General features: G+C 64.5%; 20 protein-coding genes, 1 tRNA gene and 1 pseudogene. 19 read left to right on the forward strand and 3 right to left on the reverse strand.

Features of this window, described 5'->3' with window-relative positions; all coding sequences use genetic code 11:
* The 19 genes from DW233_RS09015 to DW233_RS09105 all read left to right on the forward strand — a co-directional run.
* Positions 1–1,981, forward strand: a 1,981-nt coding sequence (locus DW233_RS09015; protein ID WP_147357151.1) for an ABC-F family ATP-binding cassette domain-containing protein, incomplete at its 5' end; no start/stop codon positions are given.
* Positions 1,968–2,264: a hypothetical protein gene (locus DW233_RS09020; RefSeq protein WP_233540650.1), complete on the forward strand. Its 297-nt coding sequence runs from the start codon at positions 1,968–1,970 to the stop codon at positions 2,262–2,264. The genes DW233_RS09015 and DW233_RS09020, both read left to right, overlap by 14 nt.
* Before the next feature lie 9 nt (positions 2,265–2,273).
* Positions 2,274–2,957, forward strand: coding sequence for a site-2 protease family protein (locus DW233_RS09025; RefSeq protein WP_118267855.1), 684 nt, complete (start codon positions 2,274–2,276; stop codon positions 2,955–2,957).
* A gap of 84 nt (positions 2,958–3,041) precedes the next feature.
* Positions 3,042–3,854, forward strand: a complete 813-nt coding sequence (locus DW233_RS09030; protein ID WP_118267857.1) for a ScpA family protein — start codon at positions 3,042–3,044, stop codon at positions 3,852–3,854.
* Between the two features lie 11 nt (positions 3,855–3,865).
* A complete protein-coding gene (gene scpB / locus DW233_RS09035; RefSeq protein WP_117803200.1) occupies positions 3,866–4,594 on the forward strand; it encodes an SMC-Scp complex subunit ScpB in 729 nt (242 codons plus the stop codon).
* On the forward strand, positions 4,581–5,558 hold the full coding sequence (locus DW233_RS09040; RefSeq protein WP_118267859.1) for a pseudouridine synthase: 978 nt from the start codon (positions 4,581–4,583) through the stop codon (positions 5,556–5,558). Before scpB ends, DW233_RS09040 begins: the two co-directional genes overlap by 14 nt.
* A 65-nt stretch (positions 5,559–5,623) precedes the next feature.
* Positions 5,624–6,310 carry a (d)CMP kinase gene (gene cmk / locus DW233_RS09045; RefSeq protein ID WP_117636034.1) on the forward strand — a complete coding sequence of 229 codons (687 nt, stop codon included), beginning with the start codon at positions 5,624–5,626 and terminating at the stop codon, positions 6,308–6,310.
* Positions 6,311–6,313: 3 nt separating this feature from the next.
* Complete coding sequence (locus DW233_RS09050) at positions 6,314–7,042, forward strand: lysophospholipid acyltransferase family protein (RefSeq protein ID WP_117806927.1); 729 nt, start codon at positions 6,314–6,316, stop codon at positions 7,040–7,042.
* A 2-nt stretch (positions 7,043–7,044) separates the two neighbouring features.
* Positions 7,045–7,944, forward strand: coding sequence for a 4-hydroxy-3-methylbut-2-enyl diphosphate reductase (locus DW233_RS09055; protein ID WP_117757988.1), 900 nt, complete (start codon positions 7,045–7,047; stop codon positions 7,942–7,944).
* A gap of 2 nt (positions 7,945–7,946) precedes the next feature.
* Entirely contained in the window at positions 7,947–9,389 is a 1,443-nt protein-coding gene (locus DW233_RS09060; RefSeq protein WP_118267860.1) for a DUF512 domain-containing protein, read from the forward strand.
* Between the two features lie 10 nt (positions 9,390–9,399).
* A complete protein-coding gene (der, locus tag DW233_RS09065) occupies positions 9,400–10,734 on the forward strand; it encodes a ribosome biogenesis GTPase Der (protein WP_117654759.1) in 1,335 nt (444 codons plus the stop codon).
* Positions 10,727–11,410 (forward strand): glycerol-3-phosphate 1-O-acyltransferase PlsY, encoded by a 684-nt coding sequence (gene plsY, locus DW233_RS09070; protein ID WP_117861904.1) that lies wholly within the window; start codon positions 10,727–10,729, stop codon positions 11,408–11,410. Before der ends, plsY begins: the two co-directional genes overlap by 8 nt.
* Before the next feature lie 9 nt (positions 11,411–11,419).
* Positions 11,420–12,427 (forward strand): NAD(P)H-dependent glycerol-3-phosphate dehydrogenase, encoded by a 1,008-nt coding sequence (locus DW233_RS09075; protein ID WP_118267862.1) that lies wholly within the window; start codon positions 11,420–11,422, stop codon positions 12,425–12,427.
* Positions 12,428–12,445: 18 nt separating this feature from the next.
* The gene (rpe, locus tag DW233_RS09080; protein ID WP_118267864.1) at positions 12,446–13,117 is read left to right on the forward strand and encodes a ribulose-phosphate 3-epimerase; all 672 of its coding nucleotides are present in this window, start codon (positions 12,446–12,448) and stop codon (positions 13,115–13,117) included.
* 6 nt (positions 13,118–13,123) lie between these two features.
* Positions 13,124–14,302, forward strand: coding sequence for a cysteine desulfurase family protein (locus DW233_RS09085; protein WP_118267866.1), 1,179 nt, complete (start codon positions 13,124–13,126; stop codon positions 14,300–14,302).
* The gene (locus DW233_RS09090; protein ID WP_118267868.1) at positions 14,299–15,108 is read left to right on the forward strand and encodes a Nif3-like dinuclear metal center hexameric protein; all 810 of its coding nucleotides are present in this window, start codon (positions 14,299–14,301) and stop codon (positions 15,106–15,108) included. The genes DW233_RS09085 and DW233_RS09090 overlap by 4 nt, the downstream gene beginning before the upstream one ends.
* Complete coding sequence (locus DW233_RS09095) at positions 15,105–15,824, forward strand: zinc ribbon domain-containing protein (RefSeq protein ID WP_118267870.1); 720 nt, start codon at positions 15,105–15,107, stop codon at positions 15,822–15,824. The genes DW233_RS09090 and DW233_RS09095 overlap by 4 nt, the downstream gene beginning before the upstream one ends.
* A gap of 3 nt (positions 15,825–15,827) precedes the next feature.
* Positions 15,828–17,039, forward strand: coding sequence for a bifunctional phosphopantothenoylcysteine decarboxylase/phosphopantothenate--cysteine ligase CoaBC (coaBC, locus tag DW233_RS09100; protein ID WP_233547979.1), 1,212 nt, complete (start codon positions 15,828–15,830; stop codon positions 17,037–17,039).
* Between the two features lie 80 nt (positions 17,040–17,119).
* Positions 17,120–17,196: transfer RNA gene (locus tag DW233_RS09105), tRNA-Pro, on the forward strand.
* Positions 17,197–17,802: 606 nt separating this feature from the next.
* On the opposite strand, the gene DW233_RS09110 is transcribed toward DW233_RS09105, so the two are convergent.
* The 3 genes and pseudogenes from DW233_RS09110 to DW233_RS10285 all read right to left on the reverse strand — a co-directional run.
* Positions 17,803–19,200, reverse strand: coding sequence for a sensor histidine kinase KdpD (locus tag DW233_RS09110; RefSeq protein WP_118267872.1), 1,398 nt, complete (start codon positions 19,198–19,200; stop codon positions 17,803–17,805).
* Positions 19,201–19,226: 26 nt separating this feature from the next.
* A complete protein-coding gene (locus tag DW233_RS09115; RefSeq protein ID WP_118267874.1) occupies positions 19,227–19,889 on the reverse strand; it encodes a response regulator transcription factor in 663 nt (220 codons plus the stop codon).
* A gap of 219 nt (positions 19,890–20,108) precedes the next feature.
* Positions 20,109–20,551: pseudogene (locus DW233_RS10285) on the reverse strand (lantibiotic ABC transporter permease); the annotation flags it as partial.

The raw sequence follows: 20,551 nt of genomic DNA on the forward strand, positions 1-20,551 counted from the left end.
TAGCGGCGCGTCCTTCCAGATCAACCCCGGCGAGCGCTTCGCGCTCGTGGGCCCCAACGGCGCCGGCAAAACCACCATGCTCAAGATCATCATGGGCATCGACAGTCCCGACTCCGGCCAGGTCCAGTACGCCAAGGACTGCCAGGTAGGCTACCTAGAGCAGGAAACCAACCTGGAACAAAAGGACACCACCATCCTCGCCGAGGTCATGGCCGCCGCCAAGGAAATCCGCCGCATGGGCGAGCGCGCTAACGAGCTGCAGGCCCAAATCACCGAGCTCTCCGAGCAGGGCAAGGACGTCGACGCACTCCTTAACGAGTACGGCCAGGTCCAGGACCGCTTTGAGCACCTGGGCGGCTACGAGCTCGAGAGCAACGCCCGCAAGATCCTGTCCGGCCTGGGCTTTAAAGTTACCGACTTTGAGCGCCCGTGTTCCGAGTTCTCGGGCGGCTGGCAGATGCGTATCGCGCTCGCCAAGCTCTTCCTGCGCCACCCCGACCTGCTGCTGCTGGACGAGCCCACCAACCACCTGGACCTCGAAAGCGTCCAGTGGCTGCGCGGCTTTATCGCCAACTACGACGGCGCCGTCCTCATCGTCAGCCACGACCGCGCTTTCATGGACGCCTGCGTCGACCATGTCGCCGCTCTCGAAAACCGCCGCGTGACCACCTACACCGGCAACTACAGTAGCTACCTCAAGCAGCGCGAGGACAACCTGGAGCAGATGCGCGCCAAGCGCGCCGCCCAGGAGCGCGACATCGCCCATATGCAGGTCTTCGTTGACAAGTTCCGCTACAAGCCCACCAAGGCTGCCCAGGCTCAGGAGCGCATCCGCAAGATCGAGCAGATCAAAAAGGAGCTCGTCATCCTGCCCGAGGGCCACAAGCACATCGACTTTAAGTTCCCTGACCCACCGCGCTCCGGCGATATGGTCGTGGGCCTGGAGGGCGTCTCCAAGTCCTACGGCAACAAACACATCTACAGCGATATCGACCTCAAGCTCTACCGCGGCGAGCACGTGGCGCTCGTCGGCCCCAACGGCGCCGGCAAGTCCACGCTCATGAAGATCATCGCCGGACTGGAGCCGCCCACCACCGGCACCCGCGACCTGGGCACCAACGTGGGCGTGGCCTATTACGCCCAGCACGCGCTCGAGGGCATGACCGAGTCCAACACCGTCCTGCAAGAGATCGACACCGTCACGCCCAAGTGGACCGTGCCGCAGCAGCGCAGCCTACTGGGCGCCTTCCTGTTTAGCGACAACGATTCCATCGAGAAGCAGGTTCGCGTCCTCTCCGGCGGCGAAAAAGCGCGTCTGGCCCTGGCCAAGATGCTCGTGGCCCCCGAGGCGCTCCTGTGCCTGGACGAGCCCACCAACCACCTAGACATCGACTCGGTGGACATGCTCGAGAACGCCCTGCAAAACTTCCCCGGCACCATCGTGCTGATCAGCCACGACGAGCACCTGGTGCGCGCCGTGGCCAACCGCGTCATCGACATCCGCGACGGACAAGTCACGGTCTACGACGGCGACTATGACTACTACCTCTACAAGCGCGAGGACCTCGCAGCCCGCGCCGCCGCCGAGGCGTCCACGGAGAGCGCGCCGGCCACGACCAAGTCCGCCAAGGCCAGCGCCGCCCAGGCCGACATCCCCGTCGCCGCCCCCAAGCCTGCCGAGGGCAAAAAGACCAAGGAGCAAAAGCGCGCCGAGGCCCAAGCCCGCGCTGCGCTCAACAAAAAGCTCAAGGGCGTGCGTAACCAGCTCAAGAAGATCGAGACGGAGCTCGACAAAAAGCGCGCCCGCTATGACGAGCTTATGGAATTGATGGCAAGCGAAGAGCTTTATGCCGATCAAGACAAGTTCAACGCCGCGCTGGGGGAATATAACGGCCTTAAGCAAGAGCTGCCCAAGCTCGAGGACGAATGGCTGGAGCTTTCCACCCAGATCGAAGAGGAGACCGCGCGTGAACTCTCGTAAGGCCGCTGCCGTGGCGATGAGCATCATCGCCATCGCCTGTCGCATCTGCGGCATCTTTATGAGCGCGATGACCGTGCTGCTGTGTTTTAGCGGCCTCACCGCCAAGCTGCAGATCGTAGGCTTTGTCGTTGAGCTTTCGCGCGCACTGCCGAGCGCCATCGCCGGCTATGGCGTCATCACGTCGCCCTTTGGCGGCGTGTTCCGCCTGGATTACGCCATCGTCACCGTGATCCTGTTTGTGATCGACTACCTGCTCACGCGCGCCTCGCGCCGCGTCCGCTAGGGGAGCGCTATGTCCAGCAGCTACCTCATGAACCTGCTCGCCAGCGCCGTCGCCGTCATCGTGGGCATCGTGATCCACGAGAGCGCACACGCCGCCGCGGCCTGGGCGCTCGGCGACAAGACGGCCCGTTCGCGCGGCCGCGTGTCACTCAACCCGCTTAACCATATCGACCCGTTTGGCACCATCATCCTGCCGCTGCTCATGCTCGCGGCCGGCGGCCCGGTGTTCGCCTTCGCCAAACCCGTGCCCGTCTACCTCAACAACCTCAAGCACCCCAAGCGCGACGAGGTCCTGGTGAGCGCGGCCGGCCCCGCGTCGAACATCGCACTCGCGTGCCTTGCCGCGGCACTCATGCACTTGGCGTACGGCAACCTCTACACCGGCATCTCCTTTGCCCTGGCGTCACAGATCATGAACTTCGGCGCCACGTTTATCGTGGTTAACCTGTCACTCGCATTCTTCAACCTCATCCCGATCCCGCCGCTCGATGGCTCGTCGATCATCGTGCCGTTCCTCAAAGGCAAGGCGCTCAACAACTACTACCACCTGCAGCAATACGCCATGCCCATCCTCATCATCGTGCTGTATCTGCTGCCCATGTGGACCGGCATTGATGTGATCGGCCGCTATTTCGACGTTACCGTGTATCCGCTGGCCGAGTGGCTGCTCAACTTCGCAATCGCCGGCATCTAAGGTAAACTTACAGGTCGACCGCGCAAAACGGTCGCAACATGCACCCAAACCGCGCCGCGAAGGCGCCGTCAAAGGAGGTCGAAGATGTCGTATCGCGTGTCGACTCAGGTCTACAGCGGGCCGTTCGACCTGCTGCTGCAGCTGGTAACCCGCCAAAAAGTAGATATCGGCGCCATCTCCATCAGTGAGGTGGCCGAGCAGTACCTTGCCGAGGCCGAGCGCATCGAGGCGCTGGACCTGGACGTGGCGAGCGACTTTTTGCTGGTCGCGGCAACCCTTTTGGACATCAAGGCCGCCTCTCTGGTACCGCAGGAGGCCCCGCGCAAAGTCGATGACGACGATGGCGAGTTCGACGAAGACCTCGAGGAGCTCAGCACGCTCGACGGCGACGCCCTGCGCGAGGTCCTGATTCAGCGCCTGATCGCTTACAAGCAGTTTAAGGGCGCGGCGGCAGCCCTTGGCGCGCGGATGCAGGCCGAGAGCCGCATGCATCCGCGTGTGGCCGGCCCCGACCCCGAGTTCCTGGGGCTCATGCCCGACTACCTGGCCGGCATTACCCTGCGCGGCCTGGCCGTCATTTGCGCCGACCTGGACGGCAAGCGCCAGACCTTCCTGTTGGAGGCCGAACACGTGGCGCCGCATCGCGTTCCGCTCGACCTGACTGTGGCCTCGGTCGACCGCTTTACCATGGCGCACCAAACCTGCACCTTCCGCGAGCTGTTGGACGGCGACGCCACCACCGAGCAGCTCGTCGTCACCTTCCTGGCCATGCTCGAGCTCGCCAAGCGCGGCTCGCTCACGCTGAGCCAGGACGAGATCTTTGGAACCATCCGCATCAACCGCATCGAGGGCGCCGAGGCATACGTGCCTGGCGAGGGCCCCGAGCTCACCGAATAGGAGCTGCAACCATGTCAACCCTTTCCACGCTGGAGGCAAACAGCCTCAAAGGCGCCCTCGAGGCGCTGCTGCTGGTGTCGAGCGACCCGGTGAGCGCGCCCGCGCTGGCAGGTGCGCTGGATATCGCCCCCGGCGAGTGCGCATCGCTGCTCGCCGAGCTCAAGGTTGAGTACGAGGAGGCCAACCGTGGCTTTCAGCTGCGCGAGGTCGCCGGCGGCTGGCGCCTGTTTACGCATCCCGCCTACCACGACGTGGTCGAGGCCTATGTGCTGAGCTGGGACACGCAAAAGCTGTCGCAGGCGGCGCTCGAAACACTGGCCGTCATCGCATACCACCAGCCCGTGACGCGCGAGGTGGTCAAAGGCATCCGCGGCGTCAATTCTGACGGCGTCATCGCGTCGCTCGTGGACAAAGGTCTGGTGCGCGAGCTCGGACGCGACCCCCAGCGCAGTCAGGCCATCATCTACGGCACGACCAACGCCTTCTTGGAAAAGTTCGGTCTGCGCTCCACCCGCGACCTGCCCGACCTGGAGCAGTTTGCCCCCGACGAGCAGTCGCGTCAGTTTATCCGCGAACGCCTGAGCGGCCGCAGCATTCAGTCCACGCTCGAGGAGCAGGCCGAGGACCTGGACGAGGAGCGCGAACTGCTCGATACCGATGTTGACGATGTTGAGGCAATCGAGGACTTGGAGACCCTGGTCGTCGACGAGACCTCGGAGGATTTGCATGACGAGGATTAACGAAGTAGGGGAGACGCGCGCCGGCGCTGCGGTACCCAACGCGGATACGCACGAGTCCGACGCCCAGCCCGTCTATCCGCACACCATGCGCCTGCAGCGCTTTTTGGCGCGCGCGGGCGTGGCGAGCCGCCGCGGGTCGGAAGACCTGATGACTGCCGGCCGCGTGACCGTCAACGGCCAGGTCGCGACCGAACTGGGCACCAAGGTCGACGTCGACCGCGACCATATCGAGGTCGACGGCATGCCCGTCAAGCTCAACCAGGGCGCCGTGTACTTGATGCTCTACAAGCCGACCGGCTACCTCACCACCATGAGCGACCCGCAGGAGCGCCCTTGCGTGGCCGACCTGGTCCCCCGCGACCGCTTTCCGGGACTATTCCCGGTGGGCCGCCTGGACCGAGACACCACAGGCCTTTTGCTCTTTACCACCGATGGCGACCTGTCGCAGGATCTGCTGCACCCCAGCAAGCATGTCTATAAGACCTACCAGGCGCTCGTGGACGGCCACCTGACCGATCGCGACTTAGAACCACTCCGCAGCGGCATCGAGCTCGACGACGGCCTGTGCCAGCCGGCGATCTGCCGCGTCATCAACGCGCGCGAGGCCGAGGCCGTAGCTCCCCAGGGCGTCAAACCCGGCACCACCGCCGTGGAGGTCATAATCCGCGAGGGTCGTAAAAACCAGGTCAAGCGCATGCTGGGCAAGATTCACCATCCTGTGATCCGCCTGCACCGCTGCAACTTTGCCGGCCTTGAGCTCGAGGGCGTGGCCAAGGGCTCATGGCGCGAGCTCACCGACCGCGAGGTGCAGATCCTCAAGGCCGGCGGCATCCCGCCCAAGCAGGCGAGCGCCAAGCGCAACGGCGGCAAGCCCCAAGATACGCCCGCCAGCCGCACGCGTCACCACGGCAGCCACGGCTCCGCACCCAAGCGCAACACCTACCGCGAGCGCTACACAGGCTAGGCAACCCGCCGCGCCCCAGCGCCCCGAACCATACCAGCACGTCAACCATCGAAAGGAAGCATTGCATGATCGTCGCCATCGACGGCCCCGCCGGTTCCGGCAAATCCACCATCGCCAAGGAGATCGCCCGCCAGCTGGGCTTTAACAAGCTCGACACGGGCGCCATGTATCGCGCCGTCACGTTCGCCGCGCTCGACCGCGGCATCGACCTGGACGACGAGGCGGCCATCGACGCCCTCGCCGAGCAGATCGAGATTCGCTTTACCAACGGCACCGGCGAGGACACGCGCCTGACCATTGACGGCCAGGACGCTTCGGCCGCCATCCGTACCCCGCAGGTCGACGCCAACGTATCCAAGGTCTCGGCCTACCCGGGCGTGCGCGCCGCCATGCTCATTCACCAGCGCCGCGCCGCCGAGGACCGCGATATCGTGGCCGAGGGTCGCGACATCGGTACCGTCGTATTCCCCAACGCGCAAGTAAAGGTCTTCCTGACCGCTGACCCGCGCGAGCGCGCCCGCCGCCGCGTGCTGCAGCGTCACCAAAACGACGCCCAGCCGCTTACTGCCGAGCAGCTCGAGGCCGAGGTCGACGAGACTCTCGACGCCCTTAAGCAGCGCGACAAGCTTGACAGCAGCCGCGAGGTCGCGCCGCTCGTGCCCGCCGAGGACGCCGTGCACGTTGACTCCACCGCCCATACCATCGACGAGGTCGTCCGCATTATCGAGGACCTCATCAACCAAAGGAGGTAGCCCATGCGCCTGTTTAAGCAGACGCCCGAGGATTATTACAACGCCCCCTATGCCGAGTTCCCGGCGCTCATCCGCGGCACCGTCGTCGTGGTCATGGCCATCCTGTGGGCCTTCTCCAAGCTCATGTGGCGCTGGAAGGTCGAGGACGCTGACCTGCTGTTTGAGCGCCAGGACGGACGCGGCAGCGTGGTCATCTGCAACCACACCTCGATGGCCGAGCTCTTGGCCGTGGAGACGGCGCTGTTCTTTGGCGGGCGCCGCATCCGCCCCATCTTTAAGTCCGAGTTCGCCAAGAGCAAGATCGTACGCTGGGCCTTTAGCCGCGTGGGCGGCATTCCCGTGGAGCGCGGCACCGCCGACATGAAGTGCCTGCGCGCCGCCCAGCATGCGCTGCAGCGCGGCGAGGACGTCCTGATCTTCCCCGAGGGCACGCGCATCCGCTCGCGCGAGATCAAGCCCGAGGTCCATGGCGGTTTTGCGCTCATCGCTCAGATGGGCAAGGCGCCCGTCAACCCACTTGCCATCTGTGGCTGGTCCGACATCACGCCCGCGGGCAAAAAGCTCATGCGTCCCAAGAAGTGCTGGATTCGTGCCGGCAAGGCCGTCTCGCTTTCGGACGCGCCGGCCGGGCTTAAGCGTACGGAGCGCCTGGCCTGGTTTGAGTCCGAGGCCATGAACCGCGTCTACGCCATGCGAGACGAGCTGTGCGCCGAGCATCCGGGCAGGTTCTAGCCATGAGCGAGAACGTGACGAACACTGCCGTGACCGCGTCCGACCAAGCCACCGCGCCTACCATCGAGATCGCCGCCCACGCCGGCACTTGCTACGGCGTACAGCGTGCGCTCGATATGGCGCTGGCCGCTGCGCCGCAGGCAGGGGAGTGCACTCAGGTCCATACCTTGGGTCCGCTCATCCATAACCCTATCGTGGTGCGCGAGCTCGCTGAGGCAGGCGTTAGCCTGGCTGAGAACCTGGATAGCGCCGCAACCGGTACCGTGATCATCCGCGCCCACGGCGTGGTGCCGCAAGTGATCGATGCTGCCCGCGAGCGCGGCCTTACCGTGGTCGACGCCACCTGTCCCTACGTGAAGAAGGTCCATGTGGCCGCCGAGCGCCTGGTACGCGAGGGCTACCGCGTGGTAGTCGTAGGCGAGCCGGGCCATCCCGAGGTTGAGGGCATCTTGGGCCACGCCGGCAATGATGCACAGGTCGTGAGCTGTGCCGCCGACGCCACCGCCTTGTCGCTCAAGGGCAAGGTAGGCCTCGTCGTGCAAACCACCCAGACTGCGCAGAACCTCGCCGAGGTCGTGGCTGCTATCACCCCGCGCGTGCAGGAGCTGCGCGTGATCAACACCATCTGCGCCGCCACGAGTGAGCGTCAACAGGCAGCAGCCACACTTGCCAACCGCTGCGACTGCATGGTCATCGTGGGCGGCAAGAACTCGGGCAACACCCGCCGCCTGGCGCAGATTTGCGCAGACGCCTGCGAGCGCACGCATCACATCGAGGAAGCTTCCGAGCTCCAGGCCGCGTGGTTTGCCGACGCTCACCACATCGGCATCACCGCCGGAGCCTCCACCCCGCAAGAACACATCGAACGCGCCGTCACGCGCATCAAGGAGCTTTGCCGCTAACCATGGACCAGACCGTACCCGCATACGCCGCCGAGGTGGCCGATTACGGGCGCAGCCGCGACCCCGAGCCGGGTGAGGGCGCGCTCGTCAAGAACGTGCGTCCCGAATCGCCCGCGTGGGATGTGGGTATCGAGCCGGGCATGCGCGTGCTCACGGTCAACGGTGAGCAGCTTACCGACATGATCGTGTGGCTCTGGGAGGCCGACGATGATACCGTCGAGCTCGAGGTATTCGATCCGCGCGACGGCACCGTCACCCCCGTCGAGCTCGACCGCTTTCCCGGCGAGGATTGGGGTTTGGAGTTCGATGGCCCCATCTTCGACGGCATGCGTACCTGCGTCAACGCCTGCGTGTTCTGCTTTATGACCATGCTCCCCAAGGGCGGCCGCTCCACGCTCTATATTCGCGACGACGACTATCGCCTAAGCTTTTTGCAAGGCAACTTTGTCACGCTTACGAACCTCACCGACGAGGACGTGCAAAACGTCATCCAGCGCAACATGAGTCCCATGAACGTGTCGGTCCACGCTGTGAGCCCCGACGTCCGCCGTCGTATGATGGGCCGTAACGCTCAGCGAGGCATGGACGTACTCGAGACCATCATGGCCGCCGGCATCGAGATTCACGCGCAGATCGTGTTGTGCCCCGGCATGAACGACGGCGAGGAGCTGGAAAAGACCCTGCGCTTTTGCGAGGAGCACGAGCAAATCACAAGCCTGGGCATTGTGCCGCTCGGTTTTACCAAGCATCAGAACCGTTTTAGCTGGTCCTACAGCGACAAGCCCGAGCTAGCGCGCGAGACCATTGCCATGATCCGTCCCTACCAGGACCGCGCCTATGAGCGCTTTGGCCGCCACACCTTCCAGATGAGCGATGAGTTCTATCTGGACGCTGGCATCGATCCTCCCGAGGCAGACTTTTACGACGGTTACCCGCAGTACTACGACGGCATCGGCATGATCCGCTCGTATCTGGACGAGACCGACGACGTGCTGGCTACCGATGCCGAGCGACTGGCCCGCGTCCGCGAGGCCATCGCCGCCCGCAGCCAGCACCTGCTGTGCCTCTCCGGCGCCAGCGCGCGCGACACCGTGGCGCGCTTTGTGGAGTCGCCGCATGGTCTCGGCGGCACTGTTACGGCCATCAAGAACCGCTACTTCGGCGGCAACGTGGACGTGACCGGCCTCATCGTCGCGTGTGACATCTTGGAGCAGCTGCCCCAAGATCTGTCGGGGGTTATGCTCTTTGTGCCTAAGCTCATGTTCAACGCTGACGGCATGACGCTTGACGAGTATCATCGTGACGATTTACTCGCAAGCCTTACCAGTCGCGGCGCCGAGGTTCATGTGGTGTCGACCATGCCGCATGAGCTGCTCGATACCCTGGAGCATATCCTTGGCATTGTGCCCGCAGACTCTACTAATTCCGCTGACCCTATCCATTAAAGGAGAGCAGATGAAACCAATCGTCGCCGTCGTCGGACGCCCCAACGTGGGCAAGTCCACGCTCGTTAACCGCCTGGCCCAAACCTCGGACGCCATCGTCCATGAGTCCCGCGGCGTCACGCGCGATCGCTCATACCACACGGCCGATTGGAACGGCCGCGAGTTCACCATTGTCGACACGGGCGGCATCGAGCCGCTCAAGAGCGATGACGTCTTTGCCACGTCCATCCGCGACCAGGCCCTCGCCGCCGCCGAGGAAGCTGCCGTCATCCTGTTTGTGGTCGACGGCCGCACCGGCGTCACCGAGGAGGACGAGTCGGTCGCCCGCATGCTCAAGCGCTGCGACAAGCCGGTCTTTCTACTGGTGAACAAGCTCGACAACCCCGATCGCGAGAACGACAGCATCTGGGAGTTCTATTCGCTCGGCGTCGGTGAGCCCACGCCACTCTCGGCCCTGCATGGCCACGGCACGGGCGACCTGCTCGACGATATCGTGGCCCTGCTTCCGGAGGAAGAGGACGAGGTCGCCGATGAGTTCCCCGACGCCCTGAACGTCGCCATCATCGGCCGCCCCAATGCCGGCAAGTCGTCGCTGTTCAACCGCATCCTGGGCGCCGATCGCTCTATCGTGTCCAACATTGCCGGCACCACGCGCGACGCCATCGACACCGTCGTGGAGCGCAACGGCAAGCACTACCGCATGGTTGACACCGCGGGTATTCGCAAGAAGAGCACCGTGTACGAGAACATCGAGTACTACTCGATGGTCCGCGGCCTGCGCGCCATCGATCGCGCCGACGTGGCACTGCTCGTCGTCGACGCCTCTGTGGGCGTCACCGAGCAGGACCAGAAGGTCATGGGCTTGGCCATCGAGCGCGGCTGCGCCATCGTGGTGCTGCTCAACAAGTGGGACCTGCTCGACGACGACCGCAAGCGCGAGGCCTGCATGGAGACCGTCGACCGCCGTCTGGGCGTTATGGCTCCCTGGGCCCAGTACCTGCGCATCTCTGCCCTGACCGGCCGCAGCGTCGAGAAGATCTGGGCGATGGTCGACGCCGCCGAGAAGACGCGCTCGCAAAAGATCACCACCTCGCGCCTCAACACCTTCCTCACCGACCTGCGCGAGTTCGGCCACACCGTGGTGGACGGCAAGCGCCGCCTGCGCATGCACTACGTGACTCAGACGGGCATCAACCCGCCGACGTTCACGTTCTTCGTCAACCACAGCGACCTGGTCAACGACACCTACCAGCGCTACGTGGAGAACCGCATGCGCTCGACTTTCGATTTTGCCGGCACGCCCATTCGACTCTTCTTTAGGAAGAAGGAACAAAAGGATGCATAATCCGATTCTGCTGACCGCCATCTGCGCCGTGGTCTCGTTCTTTATCGGGGCGATTCCGTTTGGCCTGATCCTGGGCCGCGTGTTCAACCACACGGACATTCGCAAGGCGGGTTCCGGCAACATCGGCACCACCAACGCGCTGCGCGTGGCCGGCCCCAAGGTGGCCGCGCTCACGCTGCTGCTCGACTGCCTTAAGGGCGCCATCTGCGTCCTTATCGCCCGTCCGCTCATCGCGGGCGTGGGCTATGGCTTCCCCGTAAGCATCATGGCGCCCGGAGCCCCCGGCGACTGGATGCTCGGTGTCATTTGCCTGGCAGCCGTGTGGGGCCATATCTTCTCGCCCTATCTCAACTTCCACGGCGGCAAGGGTATCGCCGTTGGTCTGGGCGTGATCCTTGCCTGGTACTGGCCCATTGGCCTGTCGCTGCTGGGCATGTTTATCGTAGCCGTTGCCATCACCAAGTATGTGTCGGTGGGTTCGCTTGCCGCAGCCATCGGACTTCCTATCGCTGCTTGCGCGGTCTTTCCGTACAGCAGCCTGGACCTCAAGTTCTGCATGGCGATGATCGGCATCACCGTGGTGTGGGCCCATCGCGCGAATATCCAAAAGCTCATGACGGGTAAGGAGTCCAAGCTCTCGTTTACCAAGCGCGTCACCGAGCCCGACGATAAGTAGGAGAGAGTCATGAATGTTGCGCTGATTGGCTCCGGCTCCTGGGGAACTGCCGTTGCCGGCCTTGCCGCCGCGCGAGCCGAGCGCGTGACCATGTGGGCCCATAGCGAGCAGACGGCCGCTGGCATTAACTGCGAGCATCGCAACCCGCGCTATCTGGTGGACTACGTGCTGCCTGAAAACGTTGTCGCCACGACGGACTTGGCCCAGGCGCTCGGCGGCGCCGAGGCCATTATCTTTGCCGTGCCTTCGACGCACCTGCGCGACGTGTGCCATCAGGCGGCGCCGTTCATCGCCGACGAGACGCCGGTGCTGTGCCTCACCAAGGGTATTGAGCCCGAGTCCGGCCTGCTCATGAGCGAGGTTATCGCCAGCGAGATCGGCAACGAGTCGCGCGTGGCGGCGCTTTCGGGCCCCAACCATGCCGAGGAGATTTGCCGCGGCGGACTTTCTGCCGCCGTCATCGCCAGCAAAGACCAGCAGGTGGGGGAGACCTTTAAGGAGCTGCTGCTGTCCACGGCCTTCCGCATCTATCTGTCGCAGGACATGACCGGTGTCGAGGTCTGTGGCGCCATGAAAAACGTCATTGCCATCGTATGCGGCATCTCCGCCGGTTCGGGTGCGGGCGATAACACGCTCGCTCTCATCATGACGCGCGGCCTGGCCGAGATCAGCCGCCTGGTGCACGCCCGCGGCGGCCAGGCTATGACCTGCATGGGGCTTGCCGGCATGGGCGACCTTATTGCTACCTGTACTTCGGAGCATTCGCGCAACCGCACCTTTGGCTACGAGTTTGCTCATGGCGTGTCGCTCGAAGAGTACCAGGCACGCACGCATATGGTGGTCGAGGGCGCCGTCGCGGCCCGCAGCGTCAGCGAGCTCGCCCGTTCACTGGGCGTAGACATTCCGCTCACCTTTGCCGTGGAGCAGACGCTCTACAACGGTGTTACTTTGGATAGGGCGCTCGAGATTCTTACCGACCGCGTACCCTCCCAAGAGTTCTACGGACTCACCGACTAGCGCAGAAAGGCTACTACCATGGGTTCCATCAAAATCGCTCCGTCCGTCCTTTCGGCCGACATGGCCAACCTCAAGGGCGAGCTCGACAAGATCGCCGGTGCCGACTACGTGCACTTCGACGTTATGGACGGTCACTTTACCGGTAACCTCACCTTTGGCGTCGACATCCTTAAGGCCGTCAAGCGCTCCACCGATGTACCGGTCGATGCGCACCTGATGGTGTCGAACCCCGACGAAACGGTCGATTGGTACGCCGACGCCGGTGCCGACATGATCACCGTGCACTACGAGGCCTCCACGCACCTGCACCGCACGATCACGCATCTGCAACAGCGCGGCGTCAAGGCCGGCGTGGTACTCAACCCCGCAACGCCCGTCTGCGTTCTCGAGAGCATCATCGACGTTGTCGACATGGTGCTGCTCATGAGCGTGAACCCCGGCTTTGGCGGCCAGAGCTTTATCCCTGGTACTATTGCCAAACTGCACGAGCTTACGGCCATGTGTGAGCGCCACGGCGTTTCGCCCCTGATCGAGGTCGATGGCGGTATCTCTTCCAAGAACATCGCCGAGGTCGTCAAGGCCGGCGCCAACGTGCTCGTAGCCGGCTCCGCCGTATTTAAGTCCGAAGATCCCGCCGCCGAGGTTGCGCTGCTGCAGAAGCTGGGCAACGAGGCCGCACAGGAGGCATAAACCCTTATGACCGCAGGTCAAAACCGCATACCCGTGAATCTTGACTATGCCGCCTCGACGCCCATGCGCGCCGAGGCGCTCCTTGCGCAGCGCGAGTACGACGACAGCGAGCTTGCCGGCGTCAACCCCAACTCGCTGCATTCGCTCGGCCGCAAGGCTGCCACGCGTCTGGAGGTTGCACGTCGCGAGATCGCCCGCAGCTTTGGCGCGCGCGTCCGCCCGTCCGAGATTGTACTGACCAACGGCGGCACCGAAGCCAACCAGCTGGCGCTGCTCGGTCTTGCCGAGGGCGCTCGTCAGCGCGATCGCAAGCGCAATCGTGTAATCGTTTCGGCCATCGAGCACGATTCGATTCTGGACAACCTGCCGTTGCTGCGTGCCGCCGGCTTTACCGTCGACCTGGTGCAGCCCTGCCGCATGGGCTACATTGAGCCTGCCACGCTTGTCGAGCTGCTAGGCGACGACGTGGCGCTCGTGAGCATCATGGTTGCCAACAACGAGACCGGCGTGGTGCAGCCCATCCGCGAGCTTGCCGCGGCCACGCATACCGTTGGCGCCCTGTTCCACACCGATGCCATCCAGGGGTATCTGCATATTCCGCTCGATGTCACCGAGCTGGGCGTCGACGCCATGTCCGTCGCAGCCCACAAGATTGGCGGTCCCGTGGCATCTGGCGCACTCTACCTTAAGAGCCGCACGCCGCTGCGCCCGCGCATCTTTGGCGGCGGACAGGAGGCCGGTCGTCGTGCCGGCACGCAAGACCTGCGAACGCAGCTCGCCTTTGCCGCTGCCGCCTCATCTCTGACGCCCCATGTGGCTCAGGAGCGCGCGAAGCTGCAAGCCCTTTCCGACAAGCTCTACGCCACGCTTACGGCTCATCCGCGTATTCATGCCACCATGGGCGACTACGCACAGGCCGATCGCCTGCCGGGCATGGTGTCGATCTACGTTGATGGCATGGACTCCGAGGAGCTCATCGTCAAGCTCGATGCCGCCGGCTTTGAGGTTTCGGCCGGCTCGGCGTGCTCGAGCGGCAGCATGGACCCGAGCCATGTGCTCAGCGCCATGGGCATTGGTCGCGAGCAGGCACTAGGTGCACTGCGCATTTCCTTTGACGACCGCGTGAATCCGGACGATCTGGACGAGTTTGCCCAGACGCTGCTCTCGATCGCAGGTGCCGCATGATCGTCTCCGAGCTGGAACGTGCGCTGCTGGCGCGCTACCCCAAGGCGGACGCCGAGGGCTGGGATCATGTTGGGCTATCTGTGGGAGATCCCGCTGCAAAGATCACCGGTGTTGCCTGCGCACTCGACGCGACCGAGGCCAACGTGCACCGCGCTCTCGAGGCGGGCGCCAACGTGCTGCTGACTCATCATCCCATCTATATCAAGGCGCCCGAGGCCTTTTGTCCGGCCGATTCCGCACGTCCCCAGTGCAGCGCTGCACTGTACGAAGCGGCTCGTTGCGGCGTGAGCATCATCTCGCTTCACACCAACCTGGACCGCTCGCACGAAGCGCGCGTTCGCCTGAGCGATTTGCTGGGCGCAGAGCCCATGAGCTCGCTGGAGCATGTGGACGAGCCTGAGCTCACCGGTCTGGGCGCACTTGCGACCCTCCATGACGCCTGCAACCTGCGCGATCTCGCCAATCGTGCCGCCACGGCGTTTGGCAGCGACCCGCGCGTGTGGGGCGAGGCCGAGCACCCGTGCCGCACCGTCGCCTTATTGGGCGGCTCCCTGGGCGACTTTAGAGAGCTTGCCATCGCTGCCAACGCAGATGTTATCGTGACCGGCGAGGCTGGCTACCACGTGGCGCAGGACCTTGCCTTGCGTGGCCTGAGTGTGATTCTGCTCGGCCACGACCGCTCCGAAGAGCCGTTCGTGGATATCTTGATGAACTCTGCACTTGACGCCGGGGTCGACCCCCGTCATACGATTAAAATATTGAACCCTTGCCAATGGTGGACTGTGACAAAAGGAGAGAACTTATGAGCGCCGGCGCTACGCTACTCAAGCTGCAACAGATCGATTTGGAGCTCGCCCGCAACAAGAGCGAACTTGCCAATATGCCGGAGCTCAAGGAGCTCGCTTCCAAGCGTAAAACCTATGTGAAGCTTAAGTCCGAGATGACCAAGCTCTATGCTCAGCGCAAGGATCTGGACATTGAGCTCGACGATCTCAACACCACCGAGATTCAGACCAACAACGCCATCGAGGCTGCCAAGAAGCGTCACGTCGACGGTTCCGACTACCGCGAGGTTCAGGACCTGGAGAATGAACTTGCCACCCTGGCAAAGCGTCTGGACAAGATCGAGCACACCCGCAAGGATGTCGTCGTCGCCCATAAGGAGGCGCTCGACCGCGAGGCTCGCGCGCAGGCCATCATCGCCAAGTTCGAGGAGGGCGTGAAGGCCGATACCAAGGCCGCCCGCGCCAAGGCCGCCGACCTGCAGGCTCAGATTGACGCCGCCACCAAGGAGCGCACCGCCCTTGCCGCTACGCTGCCGACCGACGTGCTCACCGATTATGAGCGCCTGCTCAAGCAGTTCCGCGGCCTGGCCGTCGAGACCATCAAGGGCAACATCCCTACGGTCTGCCACACCGCGCTGCAAGCATCGTCCATGAGCGATCTCAACCACGACGGTAGGTCAATTACGCACTGCCCATACTGCCACCGTCTGCTGGTGCTCCCGAGCAAGGAAGCTTAAACGATGGCGGCGCCCAACAATTCAATGCAACTTGAGGGAAAAACGATCCTGCTGGGTATTACCGGCGGGATCGCCGCCTATAAGTCGTGCAATATCGTGCGCCTGCTGCAAAAGCGCGGCGCGCGCGTCAAGGTCGTTATGAGCGAGCATGCCACGGAGTTTGTGGGGCCGCTTACCTTCCGTGCGCTCACCAACGAGCCGGTCGCGGTTGGGCTATTCGACGACCCATCTGACCCCATCCACCATATCTCGCTGGCGCAGGAGCCCGACTTGGTGGTCGTGGCGCCCGCGACGGCCAATATCATCGCCAAGATGGCCAACGGCATCGCCGACGACCTCATCTCCACCACGCTGCTCGCCACGCCGCGACCCATTGTGATCGCGCCGGCCATGAACAATGGCATGTGGAAGGCGCCGGCGACGCAGGCCAACATGGCCACGCTGCGCGAGCACGGTGTCCATGTGGTGGGACCCGGCAGCGGCTACCTTGCCTGCGGCGACGTGGACACGGGGCGCATGAGCGAGCCCGAGGACATCGTCGAGGCTGTCTGTGAGGTGCTCAACCCCGTGCCGCAAGACCTGACGGGCAAGCGCATCGTCATCACCGCCGGCCCCACGCACGAGCCGATCGACCCGGTGCGATTCATTGGCAACCGTTCTTCGGGCAAGATGGGTATCGCCCTGGCGGGGGAGGCCGCACGTCGCGGTGCCGCCGTCACGCTCGTGCTGGGACCGACATCGCTCGACGTTCCCCGCGGTGTGGAGTGCGTGCACGTACAGACCGCCTCAGAAATGCTCAAGGCAGCGCTGAGCGCCTTCCAGACGGCCGACGCGGCCATTTGCGCCGCCGCCGTCGCCGACTACACGCCGGCGGCCCCAGCGGACCATAAGCTCAAAAAGGCCAACGAGCGCCTGGATCGAATCGAGCTCGTCGAGACCGTTGACATCTTGGCCGAACTTTCACGCCAAAAGGGCGATCGCCTCGTAATCGGCTTTGCAGCCGAGACTGATAACGTCGTCGAGTACGCCGAGCGCAAATTGACCCGCAAAGGCTGCGATGCCATTATCGCCAACGATGTCTCACGCGCCGATTCGGGCTTTGGAACCGACACCAACAAGGCTTGGATCGTGAGCATAGCGGGTACGCAAGAACTACCCGTACTAACAAAACCCCAGCTCGCAGATACAATTTTGGACTTGCTTCAAAATTTGTAAAAAAGTTCTTGCACAAGGACAAAGTTTCGGGTTAATATACTCCCTGTTGCGAGCGAAAGCAGAGCAACAAACAAAAGCTTCGGGACGTGGCGCAGCTTGGTAGCGCACTTGACTGGGGGTCAAGGGGTCGCTGGTTCGAATCCAGTCGTCCCGACCAGAAGTTTGCAGGTCAGGCACTTAGTGCCTGACCTTTTTTGTTTTAAGCAATTGCTTAATTTTCAGTAAGCAACAGGGTGCCAAAAATCTACCTACGCGATAATCGCCTTTTGCGGCTACTTGCGCGTTTTGCACGCGCTTGAGCCGATTTATTAACGCGATATGAATCTACATACGCGTAGCTGGTATGCAGCCGAGTACAGGCTGTATTTATCGCGGCGATTAACACAGATATAGCGACTATAACGGACAAGCGTGTCGCTGTATTTATTCCAGTAGTTCACTTGATCGGTGGACAAGTGGGCTGTTGCAACGAAACGCCAAGCAGGATGGGCTCTATACGAGGACGCCGCAGGGTAATGGCGGGGGAGTGCGGCGGGCGCTCTGAGAGCCGCTGTGTGACCCCATGTCTCCTTAACTCGATAATTTGTGTTTCAAGCCACGAATCGGTCGAGCAATTGCCAAAAGAACGGCCCATGCAGGATTGCACGAGCCTTACATCAGATCAAATTTGAGCTAGAAGCACCAAGCGGGGCAGACGCAACACCATCTCGTCGCGGCCTCGACGAGCGACATATCGCAGTCGAGGTAGACATCGAGGAAGTCGTCAGATCCCGCACAGGGGGACCGCGATGGTGACCACCGCGCCGCCCGAGGGGCTGTTGGCGAGCGAGACGGAGCCCCCGTGGGCGCTCGCGGCCTCGGAGGCGACGTGGAGGCCGAGCCCGTAGTGGCGGCCTCCGTCGCGTGAGGAGCGGGAGGAGTCGTCTGTGAAGAGGCGCTCGCAGCCGCGTTCGAGGGCGGCGGGAGAGAAGCCCGGTCCGTCGTCGGACACCTCGATGACGAGGTGCCCGCCCGCGACGTCGCAGGAGACCGCCACGCGCGAGCGCGCGTGCTCGGCGGCGTTGACCACAAGGTTCGCGGCGGCTCGCGCCAGGGCGGTTCGGTCGAGTGGGGCCTCGGGCGCGCCCGCGACAGCGGGGCCCGTGGCCGCGTTGAGCGTCACGCCTCGCGCCCGGGCGATCTGGGCGGCCTCGGCGAGGACCTGTTCGCAGAGCTCGGCCGGCCGCATGGGGGCCCTCTCCGCCCCGCCGGACCCGCGCGAGGCCTCGATGAGCAGGCGCACGTAGCCGTCGAGCCTTTCGACACTGCCGGCTATGTCGCGCGCGGCGGCCGCGAGGTCGGCGTCTTTCTCGTCTTCAAGCTCCTCCGCCACGAAGTCGGCGTTGGCGCGCAGCACGGTGAGCGGCGTTTTGAGGTCGTGGGCGAGCGACGCCACCTGCTCGCGCTGCCCCCGCTCCGCGGCCCAGCGGGCCTCGAGCGACTCGGCGAGGGAGGCCCGCATGGCGTCCATCGCGGCGAGGACGTCGTTCACCTCGCGCACGTTGGTGCTGCCGACCGCGAAGTCGAGCTCCCCCGCGCCGACGCGCCCCGCCGCCTCCGCGAGCGGCGCCATCTTGCGCGAGATCACGCGGCTCGCGCGGCGCGCCACGAGCGCGAGCGCGAGCGCGCTTCCCGCCGCGGCGCCGACGAGCATGAGGTTCTGCGGGTTGGGAAGCAGGCCGGCGAGGTCGCGCGAGACCCACTGCGGCAGGTACTCGCTGACGAGTGCGCAGGCCCCGCCGCCCTTGAGCGGGAACGCGGCGTAGGTGAGGCCCGAGCCCCCGCCCTCGATCTCCACTGTGCCCGGATCCGCGGCGAGTGCCGCACGGGCCATTTCCGCCGCGCCCTCGAGCCGCGTGCCCTCGAGGTCTGTCATCAGCACGTTTCCGTCCTTGTTCAGGATGAGGTAGCGGTACGCCGTCGGCACGTCCTGCTGCCCGCAGACGCCGTCTCGTGCCAGGCCCTCCGCGACCTCGCGCGCATTGGCCGGCCCCCAGCTTGCCTCGTAGACGAAGCCCGCGTTGATCGCCACGGAGAGCACCATGAACGAGGCAAGCCACGCCATGGGGACCGCCGCGAACGCGTAGGCGAAGTAGCGCGCGATGACGAAGGAGAGCGGCATGCCCCCGCGACCTCGCGCCCCGATCCTCAGAGCTGCCACTTGTACCCCATCCCCCAGACGGTCGCGATCGGATCGGCGCCGGCCTCGGAGAGTTTCCTCCGGGCGCGGCTGACCTGCATGGATATGGCCGCGTCGTCGGCGTCGCTCTCCCAACCGAGCACCGCCTCGCGTATCTGCGCGCGGCTCATGACCTGCCCGGGGTGGCGGGCGAGGTACTCGCAGATGGCGTACTCGGTGGGCGTGAGCGGCACGGCCTCGCCGCCCACGGCGAGGCCGCGCGCCCCGAGGTCGATCCGCACCTCTCCGAAGGAGAGGGCGTGCGAGCGCGGCCGGCGCTCACGGCGTAGATGGGCCGCGACCTTGGCGCGCAGCTCCGCGGCCCCGAAGGGCTTGCGGACGTAGTCGTCGGCGCCCAAGCCGTAGGCGGCCACGGCGTCCTCCTCGGCCACGCGCGCGGTCAGGAAGACGATGGGGCCGTCGAAGTCCGGGCGGATCTGCCGCACGAGCTCGAAGCCGTCAAGCCCCGGCATCATGACGTCGCAGAGCACGAGGTCGAAGCGCGAGAGGTCCATCCCCGGGACCGTCGTCGGGTCCGCCGCCCTGACGACCTCATGGCCGTCGCGGCCGAGGACGCGCGCGAGCGCGTCGAGGATCGCCCGTTCATCATCCACTGCCAGTATCCTCGCCATGTTGACCTCCTGAAACTCTCGTCGGAATTGTACTAGCGCCGCACTCAGCGGTCCAGAACCCTGCACGCAGCCGCGGGCGCCAACATGACGATCTCAGGGTTGGGCAGCACGCGGTCGGCAATCGAGCGTAGTGCCGACCCCCAGCCGGCGTCGAGCAGGGCATTCCCGCCCAGGACGAGCGCTGCGGAGAGGAGGACGAGCATGGAGGCGAGCGGCCTCCTAAGCATCTGCCCTCCCGTCCTCGAAGCGGCAGAACCAGGCGAGAAGGACGGCGTCGGCTGCCAGGGTGAGCACGAGGCCAGCGAGCGCAGTCGTGAGGAGTGGGCCCGCCGCGCGTGCGGCGTCGATGAAGGCCTCAACCCCGAGCGACCCCAGGCGCGCGGGCCAGGCGAGCGGCACCCAGCTCAGGGGCGTCGCCAGGGCACCGGTGAGCTCGCCGGTCATGAGACCGTGCGCAAGTCCGCCCACCGAGAAGAATGCGAGGAGCATCCCCGCCGCGCCGGTGCCGATGACGGCGTTGCGGCCGAGGCGCAGGGCCACGCCGAGCCCCAGCGCGTAGAGGGGCAGGCTGCCCAGCACGATGCCCGCCCAGGCGACCGCAAGCGGAGCGGGCCCGAGCGGCAGGCGCCCGGCGACGGCGAGCACGGCCCCGAACACGCCGA

This window comes from Collinsella sp. AM20-15AC, from assembly GCF_003471405.1.
GTDB lineage: Bacteria > Actinomycetota > Coriobacteriia > Coriobacteriales > Coriobacteriaceae > Collinsella.